Below are 16,217 nucleotides of genomic sequence, written 5' to 3'. Positions count from 1 at the left end.
CGTTACCGGAGTGAGCCATGCCTGAAATCGTCACCGCCGCCATGCTCGTCATCGGCGACGAGATCCTCTCCGGCAGGACCAAGGATAAGAACATCGGCCATCTTGCCGACATCATGACGGCGATCGGCATCGATCTGAAGGAAGTGCGTGTCGTTCCCGACGAGGAGGACGAGATCGTCGCCGCGGTGAACGCGCTGCGCGCCCGCTATACCTATCTCTTCACCACCGGCGGCATCGGCCCAACACACGATGACATCACCGCCGATTCGATAGCCAGGGCCTTCGGCGTGCCTTGCGAATACGATGCCAAGGCCTATGCCATGCTCGAAGCAAGCTATGCCCAGCGCGGCATCGAATTCACCGAGGCGCGCAAACGCATGGCGCGCATGCCGCGCGGCGCCGACCACATCGACAATCCGGTATCGATCGCGCCCGGCTTCCGCATCGGCAATGTTCACGTGATGGCCGGCGTGCCGTCGATCTTCCAGGCGATGCTCGACAATGTCGTGCCGACGCTGAAGACCGGCACCAAGATGCTGTCGGCCACGGTGGATTGCCCGTTCGGCGAAGGCCTGATCGGCGGACCGCTGGCCGACATCCAGAAAGCGCATCCCGACACCATCATCGGCTCCTACCCGAAATATGGCGACGGCAAGTTCTGGACCGAGCTTGTGGTACGCGCCCGCAACGAAGAGGCCCTCGAGGCCGCGCGCAAGGACGTCGAGGCCATGGTGGCGGGCTTGTCGGCCGCAAGCTGATCTCCGGAACCAGAAAGGCTACACTGGCGTTTCTGAAACGGCATTCTCGTGCCGCCATTGAGGGGGACGTCATGCGCTTCAAGACGATCGTCGCCATTCTGCAGAACGAACAGGACGCCGAGCGCGTGCTCGACTGCGCCATCCCCCTCGCCGAGCGGTTCGAGAGCCACCTCGTCGGCATCCATGCGGAAGCGCTGCCAGTCCCCTATACGTCGGCCACCGGTTTCCCCGACACGGAATTCCTGCAGGTCTCGTCCGAGATGAACAAGGAGCGCGCCGACAAGCTGCAGGCGGTCTTCCTCAGACGCGTCGAGGATTCCGGCTTGTCCTTCGAATGGCGCAGCCTGGAGAGCTTCTCCGGCGACAGCGCGCTGACCGGCATATCGAGCGTGCGGGCGGCGGATCTGATCGTCGCCGCGCAGCGCGAGTCCGGTGGCGACCCGGGCGCCGATGTCGACACGCTGGTCTATGACGCCGGCCGGCCGGTGCTGGTCGTTCCGCATGCCGGGCCGCTGGTCACCACCTTCAGGCGCGTGCTGCTTGCCTGGAACGGCAGCAAGGAGGCGGCGCGCGCCGCCTTCGATGCCCTGCCATTCATCAGCGAAGCCGACAAGACCGACATTCTCGTCATCGATCCGCCGGAAACGCTCGACGAAGCTCCCGAGGCGGCCGGCGCCGAGATCGCGGCCGCGCTGTCCCGCCACGGCGCCAATGTCAGCGTTTCGGTGCAGAAATCGAACGGAGCCTCCGTCGACGACATCATTCAGGAAAGGATCGCCGAATCCGGCGCCGATCTGCTGGTGCTCGGCGCCTACAGCCACTCTTGGCTGCGCCAGTTCCTGTTCGGCGGCGTCACCCGCACCGTGCTGCGCACGGCAAACGTAGCCGCCTTCCTGTCGAGATAAGCACGTCTCGCGAAAGTGGGAACCGGCTTTCGGGACAAAGACCCGCATCGAACAAGAACTTGATGCATGTCGCCCAAAAGTGCGCAGCTGCTTTGGGAAAACGACATGCATCAAAACAAAGACTGAAGCGCGTCGCTTGAACGCATTTAGCGCGACGCGCTTCAAGTCCACAGCCATCGCTGGCTGCCACCTTGCCAAGCCTGGCGCTTTCCGGCTAATTCCGCCTGCATTCCATAGTATCTGCGCGCCACGGAGCGCGCTTCAGGAGTGCGCGAACCATGTCCCTTCCCGAAAAAGCCTTCCCGGTCTCCTGGGACCAGTTCCACCGCGATGCCCGCGCGCTTTCCTGGCGGCTCTCCGGCGCCAGCAGGGGACAATGGAAGGCGATCGTGTGCATCACGCGCGGTGGCCTGGTGCCCGCGGCCATCATCGCCCGCGAGCTCGGTATCCGCGTCATCGAGACGGTTTGCGTCGCCTCCTATCACGACTACACCAGCCAGGGTCAGTTGCAGGTGCTGAAGGAGATTTCGCCCTCGCTTCTTGCCGACGATGGCGCCGGTGTGCTGATCATCGACGACCTCACGGACACCGGCAAGACGGCGGGCATCGTGCGCGCGATGATGCCGAAGGCGCATTTCGCCACCGTGTATGCCAAGCCGAAGGGCCGGCCGCTGGTCGACACATTCGTCACCGAGGTCAGCCAGGACACCTGGATCTACTTCCCCTGGGACATGGGTTTCACCTATCAGAAGCCGATCGCCGACGATCACGCCGGTTGAGTAGCCGCCATATCTTCCAAGAATCCGGCCGCGAAGGCGCGCGCACGCCTAAGATTTGCGCCTCATGGGCCCAATTACTTTGTGAGATCGACTTTTTCTGGGGGGATTTTCCCGAACGAGTGAAGTTTTTTACTTTTAAAGCTCATAATTCGCCGTAAGATTCGTAAGATGGCAAACGATTCCGGAGGCTGGGGGCAGCTTCTCCAATGTTGACGAGGCCGACGACGCACAACCAGATGGCCGAAAGAGTCCGGCGACTCTTCGGCACGGCGCCGTGCCGCCTGCAGGTTGCCGCCCTGCCCTGGCGCAAAGGTGAAAGCGGCGTCGAGATCATGCTGATCACCAGCCGCGACACCGGACGCTGGGTCCTGCCCAAAGGTTGGCCGGAGGCAAGGGAGCCGCTTTGCGAGGCTGCCGCCCGCGAAGCGAGCGAAGAGGCGGGATTGCGCGGCGCCGTCTCGCATCTCGAAGCCGGGCGCTACTTCTACGGCAAGGTTCTGGCCTCCGGTGAGGAAGTGCCTTGCGAGGTCCTGGTCTTCCCGCTCAAGGTCGACCGCGTCGCCGACCGCTGGAAGGAAAAGCGCGCCCGCACCCGTAAATGGGTCGGCTCCGCCGAGGCCGTCAGCATGGTCAACGAGCCCGACCTTTGCCAGATCATCGCCTATTTCTGCGCCGATCCGCATAGATTCGCCTAAATCATCGATCACATAACCACATATGCAGTGCGACGAGCATGCTGCGCATTGCGGTGCACGGGCATCGGTGCTTTGTTGCCGCTGCAAGTGCGATTCGGCTAATGGCGTCGATCAATGATGAACCCCGCGCAACCACCCGAAGAGACCTCCGGCGAACACCGGCGCGAGCATCGCCAGCGCGTGCTCAAGGGCGGGACGATCATTACGGGCATACAGAATTCCGAGGTCAGTTGTACGCTGCGCAATCAGAATCCCGGCGGTGCCGAGCTGAAAGTCGCACCGGAATCGCGCGTCCCCGATCATTTCCTGCTCTATGTTCCGGTCGATGGGGTAGCCTATCGGGCGGAAGTCCGCTGGCGCCGCAACGACCGCGTCGGTGTCAAGTTCACCGGCACCGAGCCCAAGCCTAGGCTGCATTACGGCTGACGGGTCCGCCCGCTAATGCAGTCTCCCGAAAGTGGGAACCGGTTTCGGGACAAAGATGCCGTAAAATCAAGAGACTAAGGCGCAGAGAGCGAATCCGAAAGATCGCGACGCGCCTTAGCCGGGAAGGCACCCGGCCGAAGCCGGATGCCGTTGTTTCACGCGACGAGCCCCTTTGTCAGCTCGAGCGCCTGTCGCTCGAACAGCCGCCGGTAGATGCCGCCGTTCAGCCTGATCAGCTCGTCATGCGAGCCTTCCTCGACGATGCGGCCGCGGTCGAAGACCAGCAGCCGGTCGAGCGCCCGCACGGTCGACAGCCGGTGTGCGATGACCAATGTCGTGCGCCCGACCATCAGTCGCTCCATCGCCTTCTGGATGAGCACCTCCGATTCCGAATCGAGGCTCGATGTCGCCTCGTCGAGGATCAGGATGCGCGCATCGGCCAGGAAGGCGCGCGCGATCGCCACGCGCTGGCGCTCGCCGCCCGACAGCTTCACGCCGCGCTCCCCGACCAGGGTGCCGTAGCCCTTGGGCAGGTTGGCGATGAAGTCATGCGCGCTGGCGAGTTTCGCCGCATGTTCGATCTCTGCCTGCGTGGCGCCCGGCCTGGCATAGGCGATGTTCTCGGCCAGCGACCGGTGGAACAGGATCGGCTCCTGCTGCACGATGGCGATCTGGCCGCGCAGCGATGCCTGCGCGACCTTCGAGATGTCCTGGCCGTCGATCAGGATCCTGCCCGCATTCACGTCATAGAGGCGCTGGATCAGCTTGACGAAGGTCGTCTTGCCGGACCCAGAATGCCCGACCAGTCCGATGCGTTCGCCCGCCGCTACGTCGACCGAGAAGTCGCGGTAGAGCGGCAACCGGTGATTGCCATAGTGGAACGTCACCTTGTCGAACGTGATGCGGCCTTCGGTGATCCGGATCGGCCGAGCGCCTGGCCGGTCCTCGATGCCGAGCGGCTCCGACTGGAAATCGACCAGTTCCTCCATGTCGTTGATCGAGCGCTGCAGGTTGCGGATATGCGTGCCGATGTCGCGCAGGTAGCCCTGCAGGACGAAGAACGAGGTCAACACGAAGGCGATGTCGCCGGCGGTTGCCTCGCCCCACGTCCAAAGCACCAGCGCCAGCCCGATCACCGCGGCCCGCATCAGGAGCAGCATCGCGCCTTGCGTGGTGCCGTTGACCGTGCCGCGCATCCAGGTGCGGCCCGTGCGCAGGCGCCATTTGGCCACGACCCTGGCAAGGCGCGCCTCCTCGCGGGTCTCGGCGCCAAAGCCCTTGACCACCGCGTTGCAGCTCACCGCGTCGGCCAGCGCGCCGCCGAGGCGCGTGTCCCAGCTGTTGGCAAGGCGTGCCGCCGGCGCGACATAGCCGAGCGACAGCAGTGCGGTGACGGCGATGAACAGCACCGAGCCGACGGCGACCACCAATCCCATCATTGGCCAGAACCAGCCGAGCAGCAGCGTCGATCCGACGAGCATGACGACCGAAGGCAGCAGCGCGATCAGGATCGTGTCGTTGAGCAGGTCGAGCGCCCACATGCCGCGCGTGATCTTGCGCACCGTCGATCCGGCGAAGCTGTTGGCGTGCCAGTCCGTCGAGAAGCGCTGGACGCGGTGGAAGGCGTCGGCGGCGATGTCCGACATCATCTTCAACGTCAATTCGACGATCCACATGAAGGCGGCGTTGCGCAGCACGACACCGGCCAACGCCAGCGCTACCAGGATGGAGAACGCCGACATCGCGGCGTGCCAAGCCACCTCGTCGGCGCCGGCACTGCTGGCGACCGCGTCGACCAGCCGCCCGGAGTAGAGCGGCGTCAGCACGTCGGCGAGTGTCGCCAGGAGGAATGCGCCCATGATGAGCGACAGCCGCCACGGCTGGCGGCGCCAGTGGTCGAACGTGAAGCCGAGCACGCTGCGAAAGGCGCTTGCGCGCAGGTCGATCTTGAAACGAGCCATGATGTCATCCGGGCGCAGACAGGCCCGGTCCCGGTAAAGTCAAATTGGAAAACTCGCGTCGGCGCCGACGGCGCCCTCTAAAGCGGAAGGTTCAGTATGGGCTGGCGCCCGCCCGGAGGCGGCGACCGGCAGCGGCAAATGCCTGTTCCGCATCTGGCTTTCCGAAGGGATTTCGGGCAGCCAGTGCAGACCTAGGCTTCGCGGCCTCGCATAACGATGTAAAATCCTGCCATACGGTCCTCCCGAAAGGGAATCGCGGAGAGGCTCTTATAGAGGCGGCTCACCACCTCGCCAAGGCAGGCTGTCGCCAAAACGACATTTGGCCCAAGCACTGCGATGAATTTGCAACAACGGCCGGTTGTGCCCGATCCGATCCATCAGGCTAGGGGGTTGCGCTCCAGTCGCATGTAGCGCCCGTCGGTCTCGAACCCGAATTTCTGGTAGAGGCCGTGGGCGTCGCTGGTCGTGAGGCTCCAATGGGACACGGTCTTCACCTCGGGATGGTCGAGGAGGGCCTGCACGAGTCGCTTGCCTATGCCACGCCCGCGATGCTCCGGCCAGATGATGATGTCGGCAAGATAGGCGAAGACTGTGTAATCGGTGATCGCTCGGGCGAAGCCGACTTGCTTGCCGTCGACATAGGCGCCGACGCAAAGCGAGTGAGCGAAGGCTCGACGATGCATCTCGTCGTTGCGCGCGCTGCCCCAATAGCTCGCCATCAACTGGTCCGAGGTCGCCCGGAAATCGATCCGTGACAGGTCGAAGCTGATTTCAACGTCAGGCATGGTTGCTGGTCTGTCGTGAAATTAGGTTAGCCGCGGTCGCGGAACCGGTTGGTGATCGGGTAGCGGCGGTCGCGGCCGAAATTCTTCCTGGTGATCTTCACGCCCGGCGCCGCCTGCCGGCGCTTGTATTCGGCGATGTATAGCAGGTGCTCGACGCGCGTCACCGTCGCCCGGTCATGGCCGCGCGCGACGATATCGTCGACGCCCATCTCGTTCTCGACCAGGCATTCGAGAATGTCGTCCAGCACCGGATAGGGCGGCAGCGAGTCCTGATCGGTCTGGTTCTCGCGCAGTTCCGCCGACGGCGCCTTGTCGATGATGTTCTTCGGGATCACCTCGCCCGATGGGCCGAGCGCGCCCGGTGGCACATGCGCGTTGCGCCAGCGCGAGAGCGCGTAGACCTGCATCTTGTAGAGGTCCTTGATCGGGTTGAAGCCGCCGTTCATGTCGCCGTAAAGCGTGGCATAGCCGACCGACATCTCGCTCTTGTTGCCGGTGGTTACCACCATCGAACCGAACTTGTTCGAGATCGCCATCAGGATCGTGCCGCGCGCGCGGCTTTGCAGGTTTTCCTCGGTGATGCCCTCCTGAGTGCCCTCGAAAAGCTGGGTCAGCGCATGCTTGAAGCCTTCGACCGGCTCGGAGATCGGCACGATGTCGTAGCGGCAGCCGAGCGCCCTGGCGCAGTCCTCGGCGTCCTTCAGCGAGTCCTTGGACGTGTAGCGATAGGGCATCATGACGGTGCGCAGCCGCTCCTCGCCGAGCGCGTCGACCGCGAGTGCGGCGCAAATCGCGGAGTCGATGCCGCCGGAGAGGCCGAGCACCACGTTCTTGAAGCCGTTCTTGTTGACGTAGTCGCGCAACCCGAGCATGCAGGCGCGATAATCCGCCTCCTCCCGCTCGGGGATCTTCGACATCGGGCCTTCGGAGCAGACCCAATGGTCGGAATTATTTGCATTTTTCGCGCCTGTGGCGACGCGGCTTCTCTTCCAGGTGGTGACGGCGACTGCTTCCTCGAACTGGCTCATCTGGAAGGCAAGCGTCTTGTCCGCGCCGATGGCAAAGGACGCGCCGTCGAAGATAAGCTCGTCCTGGCCACCGAGCTGGTTGGCGTAGATCATCGGCAAGCCGGTTTCGATGACTTGGCGGATGACGACCTGGTGGCGGACGTCGATCTTGGCGCGATAGTAGGGCGATCCGTTCGGCACCAGCAGGATTTCCGCGCCGCTTTCGGCCAGCGTCTCGCAGACGGCGATGTCGCCCCAGATGTCCTCGCAGATCGGAATGCCCAGCCGCACGCCGCGGAAATTCACCGGCCCCTGCAGCTCCGGCCCGGCCTGGAAGACGCGCTTCTCGTCGAACTCGCCATAATTCGGCAGGTCGAGCTTGTAGCGCTCGGCGATGATCTTGCCGCCGTCGGCGAAGACGATCGAATTATGCGTGCCGCTCTTGCGCTTCAGCGGCGTGCCGATGATGACGCCGGGACCGCCATCGGCGGTGTCCTTGGCGAAATCTTGCGCCGCCTTTTCGCAAGCCTTCAGGAAGGCCGGCTTCAGCACCAGGTCTTCCGGCGGATAACCGGCGAGGAAGAGCTCGGTGTAGAGCACGAGGTCGGCGCCCTGACGTGCCGCATCCGCCCTCGCCTCGCGCGCCTTGGCGAGGTTGCCGGCGACGTCGCCGACGGTAGGGTTGAGCTGGGCGACGGCAATGCGCAGGATGTCTGGGGCGGCTTGGGTCATAACGTGGATTTAGCGTGGTGGAATTCGCCGGGCAATGACGTTTGCTTGTGCCACCTCGTACGTGATCGGCAAGCGCCGACGATTTCCGGACTACGGTCGCAGGCGGTCAGGTCGGCTCGCCCATATATTCGCGCAGTGTCTCCGGCGAATGGTTCTCGCCGATCGACATCGCCAGGATGCGCGAGATGTGCCGCCGCGGCAGCCCCGTTTCGGCCGACCACTGGTTGAGCTGCGCCTGGATCTTGTCGAGATCCCGCTTCGAGGTCGGGCTTTCGGCGATGTCGAGGCCGGCATCGCGCAACGCCGCAGCCATGTCGGCGGAAACGATGAAGGTGTCCCACTCCAGCCAGCGCAGGAAGTACTGGCCGGTGTTGCCGCCCAGACGACTGCCATGCTTGCCGAGATAGGCGGTCAGCCCGACCTGATCGTCGGCCGGCCATTCGGCGAGGAACTTGCCGAAGCCGCCATGCTCCTTGGAGACGCGGTCGACGAAGGCCGCATTGTCGCGAACCGATTTGATCTTTTGCGGGTTTCGCACGATGCGCTTGTCGGACGCCAGCTCGTGCCAGAAATCGTCCGGCTGGAACAGGAGCCGCTTCGGCTCGAAGCCAAGGAACGCCTCCTCGAAACCTGGCCATTTCTGCTCGATCACGCGCCAGACGAAGCCGGCGGCAAAGATGCGTTCGGCCATGGTGGAGAGGATGCGGTCATCGGGAACTTTCGCCACGGCCGCGTTGTCGGGCATCGGTCCAAGCAACGACGCCAGCGCTTCTTCACCGCCCTTGCGCTTTGCCGCCCGGGCACGAATTTTCTGGAAATCGGCCATCTCCGCCCTCGTCTGTTCCAATCAATCTATCACTTCCCGTCGGGCTCGGTAGCCTCTACCTCTATGAGCAATTCCAGGAAAAATTACGCACGGTTTTCCGTAGGAATTGCGTGAGAACAAGAGCATTCCACTAAAAGTGTGTTGCAGTTTCCATCCGGAATTGTGCGGCAACAGATGACAGACTGAGGGATGGAGGGACCATGAACAAGACGATCGACGATCTGGCAAACCGCTGGCTGAAGCGAAAGCCCGACGGCCTCACGGCCCTCGAGAGCAGAGTGTTGCAGAGCGCGCTCGACCGCACCACCATCACCAGGGACACCAACAAGGCCGTTGCTTTCCACTCCACCTATGGCGATCGCATCGCCGATACCATCGCCCGGATCGGCGGCTCATGGTCCTTCATCCTTGGCTTCATCGCCTTCCTGCTTCTTTGGACCTTCGGCAATGTCTGGCTACTCACGCGCAACGCCTTCGACCCCTATCCTTTCATCTTCCTGAACCTCGTGCTCTCCATGGTTGCCGCGTTGCAGGCGCCGGTGATCATGATGTCGCAGAACCGCCAGACCGAGCGCGACCGCATCGACGCCGCACACGACTACGAGGTCAACCTGAAGGCGGAGATCGAGATCATGGCACTGCATGAGAAGCTCGATGAGCTGCGCCACAGCGAGATCATCGCCATGCGCGACGAGATCCTGCGCATGGCCGAGCAGATCAGACGGATCGACGAGAAGCTCTCGGCACGGTCGCCAAGCTGATGACCGAGACCATCCACCGTCTCATCGAGCAGTATGGACTTGTCGCGGTCTTCCTGGGCTGCGTCGCCGAGGGCGAAAGCGCCGCAATCCTCGGCGGTTTCTTCGCGCACCAGCAGGTCTTCGTGCTCTGGCAGGCTTTCGCCGCCGCCTTTCTCGGCGCCTTCGCCGGCGACACCTTCTTCTTCATCCTCGGCCGCAGCTTCGCCGATCATCCCTACGTACGCAAGATGCGCCGGCGGCCGGGCTTCCGCCGCGCCTACCGGCTGCTCAACACCCATCCCAACATTTACGTGCTGACCAACCGCTATATCTATGGCATGCGCCTTGTCGGCGGCATCGCCGCAGGATTGTCGACCGTGTCGCTGCCACGCTTCGTCATCCTGAACGCCGTCTCGTCGGCAGTCTGGGCCGCGCTGTTCGGCACCCTCGGCTACGTCTTCGGCCTCAGCGCGGAGCATTTGATCGGCCAGGCGCTCATTCGCCACGAGCGCCTGCTCGTTGCGCTTGCGGTCGGCCTCGGCGTCGCGATTCTCGCGTGGCTGGTCGCGCACCGCGTTGCCGGAAGGGAACGTGCCAAGGACGCGGAAGGCGATCAGTTGGATCGCCCGTCTTAAGCCTATGCCGGCAAGCTCAGATCGGCGCCCCGACGATGCGTTCGATCAGAGCGATACCCCAGACACCGGCGGCAATCACGATCGAAATCAGCACGGCCAGTGAGCCGCAGTCCTTGGCAAGCTGAATCTCGATGTGGAATTCGCGGGAAATGGCGTCGCACGCGGCTTCGATGCCCGTGTTGATGACCTCGACCATGATCATCAGCAGGACCGCGCCGATCAGTAAAGCATAGCCGCGCCATGACACCGAAATGAACCAGCCGGCCGGCAGGGCAAGAGCGAGCAGCAGCAGTTCCTGCTGGAATGCCGCTTCGTGGGCGGCCAGCTTGCGGAAGGCCCGCACCGAATTGATGAAAGCGTCGATAAGCCGCTGCATGCCCAGCCCCGTTTCGAATCACCGTCAGGGGATTATCGCAACGGCCGGATCAAGGGAATAAGGCAGTCACTCCAAAAGTCATTCGTCCGCGACCTTGATCGACGGTGTCGACTTCTCGAATTGCGGCAGTCCGTCGTCGATCGCGTAGTAATCTCCCTTGTCGCCGACGAAGATGTGGCTTTCGGCCGAAAGGCCGGTCGGCTTGTCGAACGAGCCGGCCATGATCGAGATGGTGTCCAGTTCGTTATGCTTCCAGAACAGCACGGAGCCACAGCTGCGGCAGAAGCCGCGTTTCGCAACGTCCGAAGCGCCGTACCAGGCGAGCGTGTCGGCCCCCTCTATGTCGATGTCGGCGTCTCTCGAGGACGTCGCGGCAACGAAATGGCCGGTTTGCTTGCGACATTGCGAGCAATGGCAATAGACCACTCCGCGCAACGGGCCCCTCGTCCTGAAGCGCACCGCCCCGCACAGGCATGATCCACTGTGATTTTCGTCCATCCCGGCCTCCTTCGACGTCGTTCGCCTCGATCGTGCCAGACAAGATTCCAGTTTTGCGGCTGCCGGGCGCAGGCAAATGCGACACCGAAAAGGCGCCTTTCAAAAGCCACGCCCGCAGCGAATTGCAGCCTGTGGTAGCAGAGACAATGAGGAAATGCAGGCCATTAAGGAAACTTTAGCGCAACTGCATCTATGATTCCTGCAAGCGAAGGTCGCGTTGGGGACGCACCGTCGCATTCGCAATTCTCATTCAAATCCCCGCGTAGGCGACTCCCGGCGGTGGCAGGTCTCCGGTCGCACTGAAGGGTAGTGAAAGACTATGCAACCGGCAGCCGTCCCGACCGACCGAAATGGCGACATCGCCAGCACCGTTGTGGCGACCATGCGCCAGCTCGGCGTGCTCGGCCTGCCGCGCAACTATGAAATCTTCTACGAGGCGCTGAGCGGCAGCAACCACGAGCTCAGCCTCGCCGTCGTCTCGTTGAGCAACCGGCCGACGCAGGAGGAGCTCGACGGCATCGGGCGCACCTTCTTCCCGCAGCACCACGGGCCCGCCATCGTCGAGCACGCCCGCGAGATGGTCGCCAAGGAGCTCGAGGACATCGCCGCGCTGTTGCGCAGCGAGCGCTCGCACATCGAGAAGTACGGCCGCATCCTCGACGAGACGTCGAGCGGCCTCAGCAATCGCAGCCTGCTTTCGCAGGAGCTGCTGCAGAAGATCGCCGGCGCCATGTCGGCCGCCACCAGTTCGACGCTTGATCACAACCGCCAGATCTCCAGCACGCTCAGCGAAAAGACCGCCGAGCTCGAGAGCGTCAAATCGAAGCTCGAGGAATACAAGCGGCTCGCCGATACCGATCCGCTGACGCAGATCTGGAATCGCCGCGCCTTCGACAAAGAAATCACGCGCATCTACAACAGCAACCGCGGCATCCTGTTCAACGCGCTGATCCTTGCCGATATCGATCGCTTCAAGGACATCAACGACCGCTACGGTCACCCGGTCGGCGACAAGATCATCCAGATCGTCGCCGAGATCTTTCAAAGCAGCATTCGCGCCGACATGTTCGTGGCCCGTACCGGCGGCGAGGAGTTTGCGCTCATCGTCGAAGGTGCCAGCGAGGACGCCACTTACCAGATTGCCGAGCGCATCCGCGTGCTGATCGAACAGACGCCCTTCACCAGCAGCCAGACCGGCATGAACTACGGCACGGTGACGGTTTCCATGGGCATCTGCATGGCTTCCGAGGCCGACAGCCCGGAAGACCTCTACACCAAGGCCGACCGCGCGCTTTATCGCTCCAAGGTCAGCGGCCGCAACCGCGTGACCAGGCATTCCACCATGGCCGGTCGCGCCGGCAAGGGCTGGCTGCTCTACAAGAAAGACTGATATTTCGGCGCACGCATTCGACCCAATCCCTTTCCAAATGAATTTTTGTGGACTATATTTTCCACAGAAATGAATGGGTGCGCTAAATGCAACGTCCAGTCGCCGCCGCGACGGCGGCGGAAAATGCCGTCATCACCAAGGCCACGCTGCGCGCGGCCGACCTGCTCGACATCACCGCGAGAACGCTGGCGCTGGTCATCGGCGTCTCGGAAGCGACCGTCTCGCGCATGCGCAAGCAGGAATTCCTGCTCGAGCGCGGCACCAAGCCGTTCGAGCTTGCGGTGCTGTTCGTCCGGCTGTTCCGTTCGCTCGACGCCATCGTCGGCGGCGACGAGACCGTCGCCCGGGTATGGCTGAAGAACCCGAACACGGCGCTCGACGGCACGCCGCTCGAAAAAATCCTGACCATTGCCGGACTTGTCGATGTCATCGCCTACCTGGACTCCCGACGCGCTCTCGTCTGAGGCCGTCAGGCTCGAAGGCAAGTATTGGCGGATGGTCGAGGCGCAGCACCGCGTCTCGACCCTGAAGCTCATCGACACGCTCGACGAGCAGGGCCTGCTGGAGGACCTGATCGAGGAGACCAAGCCGCAGATCCCGCTCGAATGCCGCCATCTCCACTATCTTCTGGCGACGCCCTTCCGTTACGGCTCGGTCTATCCGTACGGCTCGCGCTTCCGCCGCGCCGGCAAGACCAAGGGCGTCTACTATGCCGCCGAGACGGTGCTGACGGCGGTGGCGGAGATGGCCTTCTATCGCCTGCTGTTCTTCGCCGAATCGCCGCAGACGCAATGGCCGAACGACGCCGCCGAATACACAGCCTTTGCCGCTTCGATCAAATGCGAGAAGGCCATCGACCTCACCAGGCCGCCGCTCGACCGCGACGAGAAGGCATGGACGCATCCGACCGACTATGCCGCCTGCCAGGCCATCGCCGATGTCGCGCGCGAGGCCGAGATGCAGGCGATCCGCTACCGCTCGGCGCGCGACCCGAAGGGCGCCAACATCGCGCTTCTGACGTGCAGGGGCTTTGCCAAGGCCAAGCCGCTGGAACCTCACACCTGGCGCATCCGCATCGGCTCGCGCGGCGTCCAGGCGATCTGCGAATTCCCGGACAAGCGGCTCGAATTCTCAAGGACGGCCTTTGCCGATCCCAGGCTGGCGAACATGCGCTGGGAGCGCGGGCGTTAAGGCATGTCGCGCAAAAGTGTGCAGCGGTTTTGCGAAAACGACATGCATAGGAGCAAAGACTTTAAGGCTCATGCCAAGATGTTCACGGCGCGCGCGGCCACCAGCGCGATCGTCAGCAGCGAGATCATCGCTTCGGCCATCATCAACAGCTTGGCGCGCTGGCTGAGCGGCAAGGTGTCGGTCGGCGAGAACGCCGTCGCGTTGGTGAACGCCAGGAAGGCGTAATCGACAAAGCCGGGCAGCCAGTCGCGGGTTTCGCGATCGGGCAGCGTCATCTGCGGGAACAGGAAATCGGCATGCGCGCGCTTGACCAGGCCGCAGGTCGGCGGGCCGCCTCGATCCGTGCTCCAGAACCACAGCGCGAAGACGATGACGTTGGTGACCCAGATGTTGAGCGCATCGACCAGCAGCGTCGTGCCGGCGCCGGCATGGCCTTCGAGCAGCTTCTGGACCAGAAAGACCAGCGAGCCGCAATTCATGATGCTGATGACGCCGGTCATGACCAAGGCGGTGCGGCGGATGAAGACGCGGAACCGCCCGATCGCGTACCAATGCTCGTGGTCGACGGCCTTGTGCGTCGCCATTTGCGTCCAGGCCGTTGCAATCGACAAAGGCACGAGCAGCGCCGCCTCGATCGCGGGCGCGAGCCAGCGCGGTCCGAAAGACAGATCGTTGATGACGAGAAGCTGCAGGCAGATGACGACAAGCACCGCCGCCCGCGCCGACCAGAAGTCGATCGCGCGGTGATGGATGATGGCATGCTCGTGCCGCATGGTGGAACCTGTGCCGTGTGCGCGGCTTTCTCGGCCGCGGCGGCGACACCTCCACCTCAATCTTGGTCTCGCGATGGTCGTGGAACTATAAATTTTCGTAAGGTTTGGCGGATGGCGCCTCGCGACCGAGCCCTAAAACGAAACGAGCGCCGGATCTCTCCGGCGCCTGGTCCGATTGCCGGCAAACCTTTCAGGCGTTGGCGGCCTGCTTGTGTTGGACTGGATGGCTTTTCTTGAGTAGATCCGAGACCAGGAAGGCCAGTTCGATCGCCTGGTCGGCGTTGAGCCGCGGATCGCAATGCGTGTGGTAGCGGTCCTGCAGGTCTTCCGCGGTGATGGCGCGGGCGCCGCCCGTGCATTCGGTCACGTTCTTGCCGGTCATCTCGACATGGATGCCGCCGGGGTGCGTGCCCTCGGCGCGATGCACCTCGAAGAAGGTCTGCACCTCCTTCAGGATGCGGTCGAACGGCCGCGTCTTGTAGCCGGCCGCTTCGATCGTGTTGCCGTGCATCGGGTCGGACGACCATACCACGTTGCGGCCTTCCTTCTTCACCGCCCGCACCAGCTTCGGGAGATGCTCGGCGACCTTGTCGGACCCGAAGCGCGCGATCAGCGTCAGCCGGCCGGGCTCGTTCTCGGGATTGAGCAGGTCGATCAGTTCGAGCAGGCCGTCCGGCGTCAGCGACGGACCGCATTTCAGGCCGAGCGGGTTCTTGATGCCGCGGCAATATTCGACGTGCGCATGGTCGGGCTGGCGAGTGCGATCGCCGACCCAGATCATGTGGCCGGAGGTCGCGTACCAGTCGCCGGAGGTCGAGTCGACGCGCGTCAGCGCCTCCTCGTAGCCGAGCAGCAGCGCCTCGTGGCTGGTGTAGAAATCGGTCTCGCGCAGCGCGAAATTCGTCTCGGAGGTAATGCCCACCGCGCGCATGAAATCCATCGTCTCGGTTATGCGGTTGGCGAGCGACTCGTATTTCTCGCCCTGCGGGCTGTCGGCGACGAAGCCCAGCATCCAGCGATGCACGTTCTCCAGGCTGGCATAGCCGCCCTGCGCGAAGGCGCGCAGCAGATTGAGGGTCGCTGCCGACTGCCGGTACGCCATCTCCTGCCGTGCCGGATCCGGGATGCGCGAGGAGGCGTCGAATTCGATGCCGTTGATGATGTCGCCGCGGTAGCTCGGCAGCGTCACGCCGCCCTTGGTCTCGCTGTCGGAAGAGCGCGGCTTGGCGAACTGGCCGGCGACGCGGCCGACCTTCACCACCGGCTGCGCGCCGGCGAAGGTAAGCACCACCGACATCTGCAGGAAGACGCGGAAGAAGTCGCGAATGTTGTCCGCGCCGTGCTCGGCAAAGCTCTCGGCGCAGTCGCCGCCCTGGAGCAGGAACGCTTCGCCGGCGGCGACCGCAGCCAGCTGCTTCTTCAGCTTGCGCGCCTCGCCGGCAAAGACCAGCGGCGGGTAGGTGGCGAGCCGGGCCTCCGTGGCCTGCAGTGCCGCAAGGTCCGGATAGGCCGGGACCTGCTTGATCGGCTTTGCTCTCCACGAATTCGGCGACCATTTCGTCATCGCTGCACCCAAACGCCCTTTCAGAGCAATTCCCGGAAATGCGAAGCGGTTAGGCTCGGCGACTTCGCCGTAGCCCGCCCTCCGGAATTGCGTCAAACAAACCGGCGAACGCCCTCGCTCGCCATTTCAGCCCCGGTATGAGGTGGCGGCTCCTTACACGAAGCCGATTGCCTATT

At 63.4% G+C, this 16,217-nt stretch carries 18 protein-coding genes; 10 read left to right on the top strand and 8 right to left on the bottom strand.

The features are described 5' to 3' along the window. Nucleotides 1–17 precede the first annotated feature (17 nt). The 5 genes from QAZ47_RS18955 to QAZ47_RS18935 all read left to right on the top strand — a co-directional run bounded on the left by QAZ47_RS18955 (nt 18) and on the right by QAZ47_RS18935 (nt 3,563). Nucleotides 18–758 carry a competence/damage-inducible protein A gene (locus QAZ47_RS18955; protein ID WP_278230384.1) on the top strand — a complete coding sequence of 247 codons (741 nt, stop codon included), beginning with the start codon at nt 18–20 and terminating at the stop codon, nt 756–758. Between the two features lie 71 nt (nt 759–829). Further along, nucleotides 830–1,663 carry a universal stress protein gene (locus QAZ47_RS18950; RefSeq protein ID WP_278230383.1) on the top strand — a complete coding sequence of 278 codons (834 nt, stop codon included), beginning with the start codon at nt 830–832 and terminating at the stop codon, nt 1,661–1,663. Nucleotides 1,664–1,941: 278 nt separating this feature from the next. Continuing rightward, nucleotides 1,942–2,442 carry a xanthine phosphoribosyltransferase gene (gene gpt / locus QAZ47_RS18945; RefSeq protein WP_278202243.1) on the top strand — a complete coding sequence of 167 codons (501 nt, stop codon included), beginning with the start codon at nt 1,942–1,944 and terminating at the stop codon, nt 2,440–2,442. 206 nt (nt 2,443–2,648) lie between these two features. Further along, nucleotides 2,649–3,137, top strand: a complete 489-nt coding sequence (locus QAZ47_RS18940) for an NUDIX hydrolase (RefSeq protein ID WP_278073996.1) — start codon at nt 2,649–2,651, stop codon at nt 3,135–3,137. A gap of 114 nt (nt 3,138–3,251) precedes the next feature. Further along, nucleotides 3,252–3,563, top strand: coding sequence for a PilZ domain-containing protein (locus QAZ47_RS18935; RefSeq protein WP_278202242.1), 312 nt, complete (start codon nt 3,252–3,254; stop codon nt 3,561–3,563). A gap of 155 nt (nt 3,564–3,718) precedes the next feature. On the opposite strand, the gene QAZ47_RS18930 is transcribed toward QAZ47_RS18935, so the two are convergent. The 4 genes from QAZ47_RS18930 to QAZ47_RS18915 all read right to left on the bottom strand — a co-directional run bounded on the left by QAZ47_RS18930 (nt 3,719) and on the right by QAZ47_RS18915 (nt 8,874). Continuing rightward, nucleotides 3,719–5,524: an ABC transporter ATP-binding protein gene (locus QAZ47_RS18930; protein ID WP_278202241.1), complete on the bottom strand. Its 1,806-nt coding sequence runs from the start codon at nt 5,522–5,524 to the stop codon at nt 3,719–3,721. A 377-nt stretch (nt 5,525–5,901) separates the two neighbouring features. Beyond that, nucleotides 5,902–6,309, bottom strand: a complete 408-nt coding sequence (locus QAZ47_RS18925) for a GNAT family N-acetyltransferase (RefSeq protein ID WP_278202240.1) — start codon at nt 6,307–6,309, stop codon at nt 5,902–5,904. A gap of 26 nt (nt 6,310–6,335) precedes the next feature. Continuing rightward, nucleotides 6,336–8,048, bottom strand: coding sequence for an NAD+ synthase (locus QAZ47_RS18920; protein WP_278230382.1), 1,713 nt, complete (start codon nt 8,046–8,048; stop codon nt 6,336–6,338). Between the two features lie 106 nt (nt 8,049–8,154). Further along, the gene (locus tag QAZ47_RS18915; RefSeq protein WP_278230381.1) at nt 8,155–8,874 is read right to left on the bottom strand and encodes a DNA-3-methyladenine glycosylase I; all 720 of its coding nucleotides are present in this window, start codon (nt 8,872–8,874) and stop codon (nt 8,155–8,157) included. Nucleotides 8,875–9,074: 200 nt separating this feature from the next. On the opposite strand from QAZ47_RS18915, the gene QAZ47_RS18910 reads away from it, so the two are divergent. After that, entirely contained in the window at nt 9,075–9,635 is a 561-nt protein-coding gene (locus tag QAZ47_RS18910) for a DUF1003 domain-containing protein (RefSeq protein WP_278230380.1), read from the top strand. Further along, the gene (locus QAZ47_RS18905) at nt 9,635–10,249 is read left to right on the top strand and encodes a DedA family protein (protein ID WP_278230379.1); all 615 of its coding nucleotides are present in this window, start codon (nt 9,635–9,637) and stop codon (nt 10,247–10,249) included. The genes QAZ47_RS18910 and QAZ47_RS18905 overlap by 1 nt, the downstream gene beginning before the upstream one ends. A gap of 16 nt (nt 10,250–10,265) precedes the next feature. On the opposite strand, the gene QAZ47_RS18900 is transcribed toward QAZ47_RS18905, so the two are convergent. Both QAZ47_RS18900 and QAZ47_RS18895 read right to left on the bottom strand, forming a co-directional pair. After that, complete coding sequence (locus QAZ47_RS18900; protein WP_278073989.1) at nt 10,266–10,625, bottom strand: diacylglycerol kinase; 360 nt, start codon at nt 10,623–10,625, stop codon at nt 10,266–10,268. 78 nt (nt 10,626–10,703) lie between these two features. Continuing rightward, nucleotides 10,704–11,123 (bottom strand): GFA family protein, encoded by a 420-nt coding sequence (locus QAZ47_RS18895; protein ID WP_278202235.1) that lies wholly within the window; start codon nt 11,121–11,123, stop codon nt 10,704–10,706. Between the two features lie 319 nt (nt 11,124–11,442). Between QAZ47_RS18895 and QAZ47_RS18890 the strand changes: the two genes are divergently transcribed. The 3 genes from QAZ47_RS18890 (at nt 11,443) to QAZ47_RS18880 (ending at nt 13,704) form a co-directional block, all read left to right on the top strand. After that, a complete protein-coding gene (locus QAZ47_RS18890) occupies nt 11,443–12,513 on the top strand; it encodes a GGDEF domain-containing protein (protein WP_278230378.1) in 1,071 nt (356 codons plus the stop codon). Nucleotides 12,514–12,599: 86 nt separating this feature from the next. After that, nucleotides 12,600–12,977 (top strand): antitoxin Xre/MbcA/ParS toxin-binding domain-containing protein, encoded by a 378-nt coding sequence (locus QAZ47_RS18885; RefSeq protein WP_278230377.1) that lies wholly within the window; start codon nt 12,600–12,602, stop codon nt 12,975–12,977. Continuing rightward, nucleotides 12,937–13,704: an RES family NAD+ phosphorylase gene (locus tag QAZ47_RS18880; protein WP_278202233.1), complete on the top strand. Its 768-nt coding sequence runs from the start codon at nt 12,937–12,939 to the stop codon at nt 13,702–13,704. The genes QAZ47_RS18885 and QAZ47_RS18880 overlap by 41 nt, the downstream gene beginning before the upstream one ends. Before the next feature lie 68 nt (nt 13,705–13,772). Here the strand turns inward: QAZ47_RS18880 and QAZ47_RS18875 are convergent, their stop codons facing one another. Both QAZ47_RS18875 and QAZ47_RS18870 read right to left on the bottom strand, forming a co-directional pair. Next, nucleotides 13,773–14,477 (bottom strand): hypothetical protein, encoded by a 705-nt coding sequence (locus QAZ47_RS18875; RefSeq protein WP_278230376.1) that lies wholly within the window; start codon nt 14,475–14,477, stop codon nt 13,773–13,775. Nucleotides 14,478–14,667: 190 nt separating this feature from the next. Beyond that, nucleotides 14,668–16,041: a 3-deoxy-7-phosphoheptulonate synthase class II gene (locus QAZ47_RS18870; protein ID WP_278230375.1), complete on the bottom strand. Its 1,374-nt coding sequence runs from the start codon at nt 16,039–16,041 to the stop codon at nt 14,668–14,670. Nucleotides 16,042–16,217: the final 176 nt, after the last annotated feature.

This window comes from Mesorhizobium sp. WSM4904 (genome assembly GCF_029674545.1).
In the GTDB taxonomy this organism is placed as follows: domain Bacteria; phylum Pseudomonadota; class Alphaproteobacteria; order Rhizobiales; family Rhizobiaceae; genus Mesorhizobium.
Note: the sequence above shows the minus strand (reverse complement) of the source record. Positions and strands in the feature narration are given on the sequence as shown.

Excerpts from the sequence above, each read along its gene's own strand:
- QAZ47_RS18885 (WP_278230377.1), top strand. The coding sequence starts at position 12,600 with ATGCAACGTCCAGTCGCCGCCGCGACGGCGGCGGAAAATGCCGTCATC.
- QAZ47_RS18910 (WP_278230380.1), top strand. The coding sequence starts at position 9,075 with ATGAACAAGACGATCGACGATCTGGCAAACCGCTGGCTGAAGCGAAAG.
- QAZ47_RS18955 (WP_278230384.1), top strand. The coding sequence starts at position 18 with ATGCCTGAAATCGTCACCGCCGCCATGCTCGTCATCGGCGACGAGATC.
- QAZ47_RS18875 (WP_278230376.1), bottom strand. The coding sequence starts at position 14,477 with ATGCGGCACGAGCATGCCATCATCCATCACCGCGCGATCGACTTCTGG.
- QAZ47_RS18920 (WP_278230382.1), bottom strand. The coding sequence starts at position 8,048 with ATGACCCAAGCCGCCCCAGACATCCTGCGCATTGCCGTCGCCCAGCTC.
- QAZ47_RS18950 (WP_278230383.1), top strand. The coding sequence starts at position 830 with ATGCGCTTCAAGACGATCGTCGCCATTCTGCAGAACGAACAGGACGCC.
- QAZ47_RS18925 (WP_278202240.1), bottom strand. The coding sequence starts at position 6,309 with ATGCCTGACGTTGAAATCAGCTTCGACCTGTCACGGATCGATTTCCGG.
- QAZ47_RS18870 (WP_278230375.1), bottom strand. The coding sequence starts at position 16,041 with ATGACGAAATGGTCGCCGAATTCGTGGAGAGCAAAGCCGATCAAGCAG.
- gpt (WP_278202243.1), top strand. The coding sequence starts at position 1,942 with ATGTCCCTTCCCGAAAAAGCCTTCCCGGTCTCCTGGGACCAGTTCCAC.
- QAZ47_RS18935 (WP_278202242.1), top strand. The coding sequence starts at position 3,252 with ATGATGAACCCCGCGCAACCACCCGAAGAGACCTCCGGCGAACACCGG.
- QAZ47_RS18930 (WP_278202241.1), bottom strand. The coding sequence starts at position 5,524 with ATGGCTCGTTTCAAGATCGACCTGCGCGCAAGCGCCTTTCGCAGCGTG.
- QAZ47_RS18900 (WP_278073989.1), bottom strand. The coding sequence starts at position 10,625 with ATGCAGCGGCTTATCGACGCTTTCATCAATTCGGTGCGGGCCTTCCGC.
- QAZ47_RS18895 (WP_278202235.1), bottom strand. The coding sequence starts at position 11,123 with ATGGACGAAAATCACAGTGGATCATGCCTGTGCGGGGCGGTGCGCTTC.
- QAZ47_RS18940 (WP_278073996.1), top strand. The coding sequence starts at position 2,649 with ATGTTGACGAGGCCGACGACGCACAACCAGATGGCCGAAAGAGTCCGG.
- QAZ47_RS18890 (WP_278230378.1), top strand. The coding sequence starts at position 11,443 with ATGCAACCGGCAGCCGTCCCGACCGACCGAAATGGCGACATCGCCAGC.
- QAZ47_RS18880 (WP_278202233.1), top strand. The coding sequence starts at position 12,937 with ATGTCATCGCCTACCTGGACTCCCGACGCGCTCTCGTCTGAGGCCGTC.
- QAZ47_RS18915 (WP_278230381.1), bottom strand. The coding sequence starts at position 8,874 with ATGGCCGATTTCCAGAAAATTCGTGCCCGGGCGGCAAAGCGCAAGGGC.
- QAZ47_RS18905 (WP_278230379.1), top strand. The coding sequence starts at position 9,635 with ATGACCGAGACCATCCACCGTCTCATCGAGCAGTATGGACTTGTCGCG.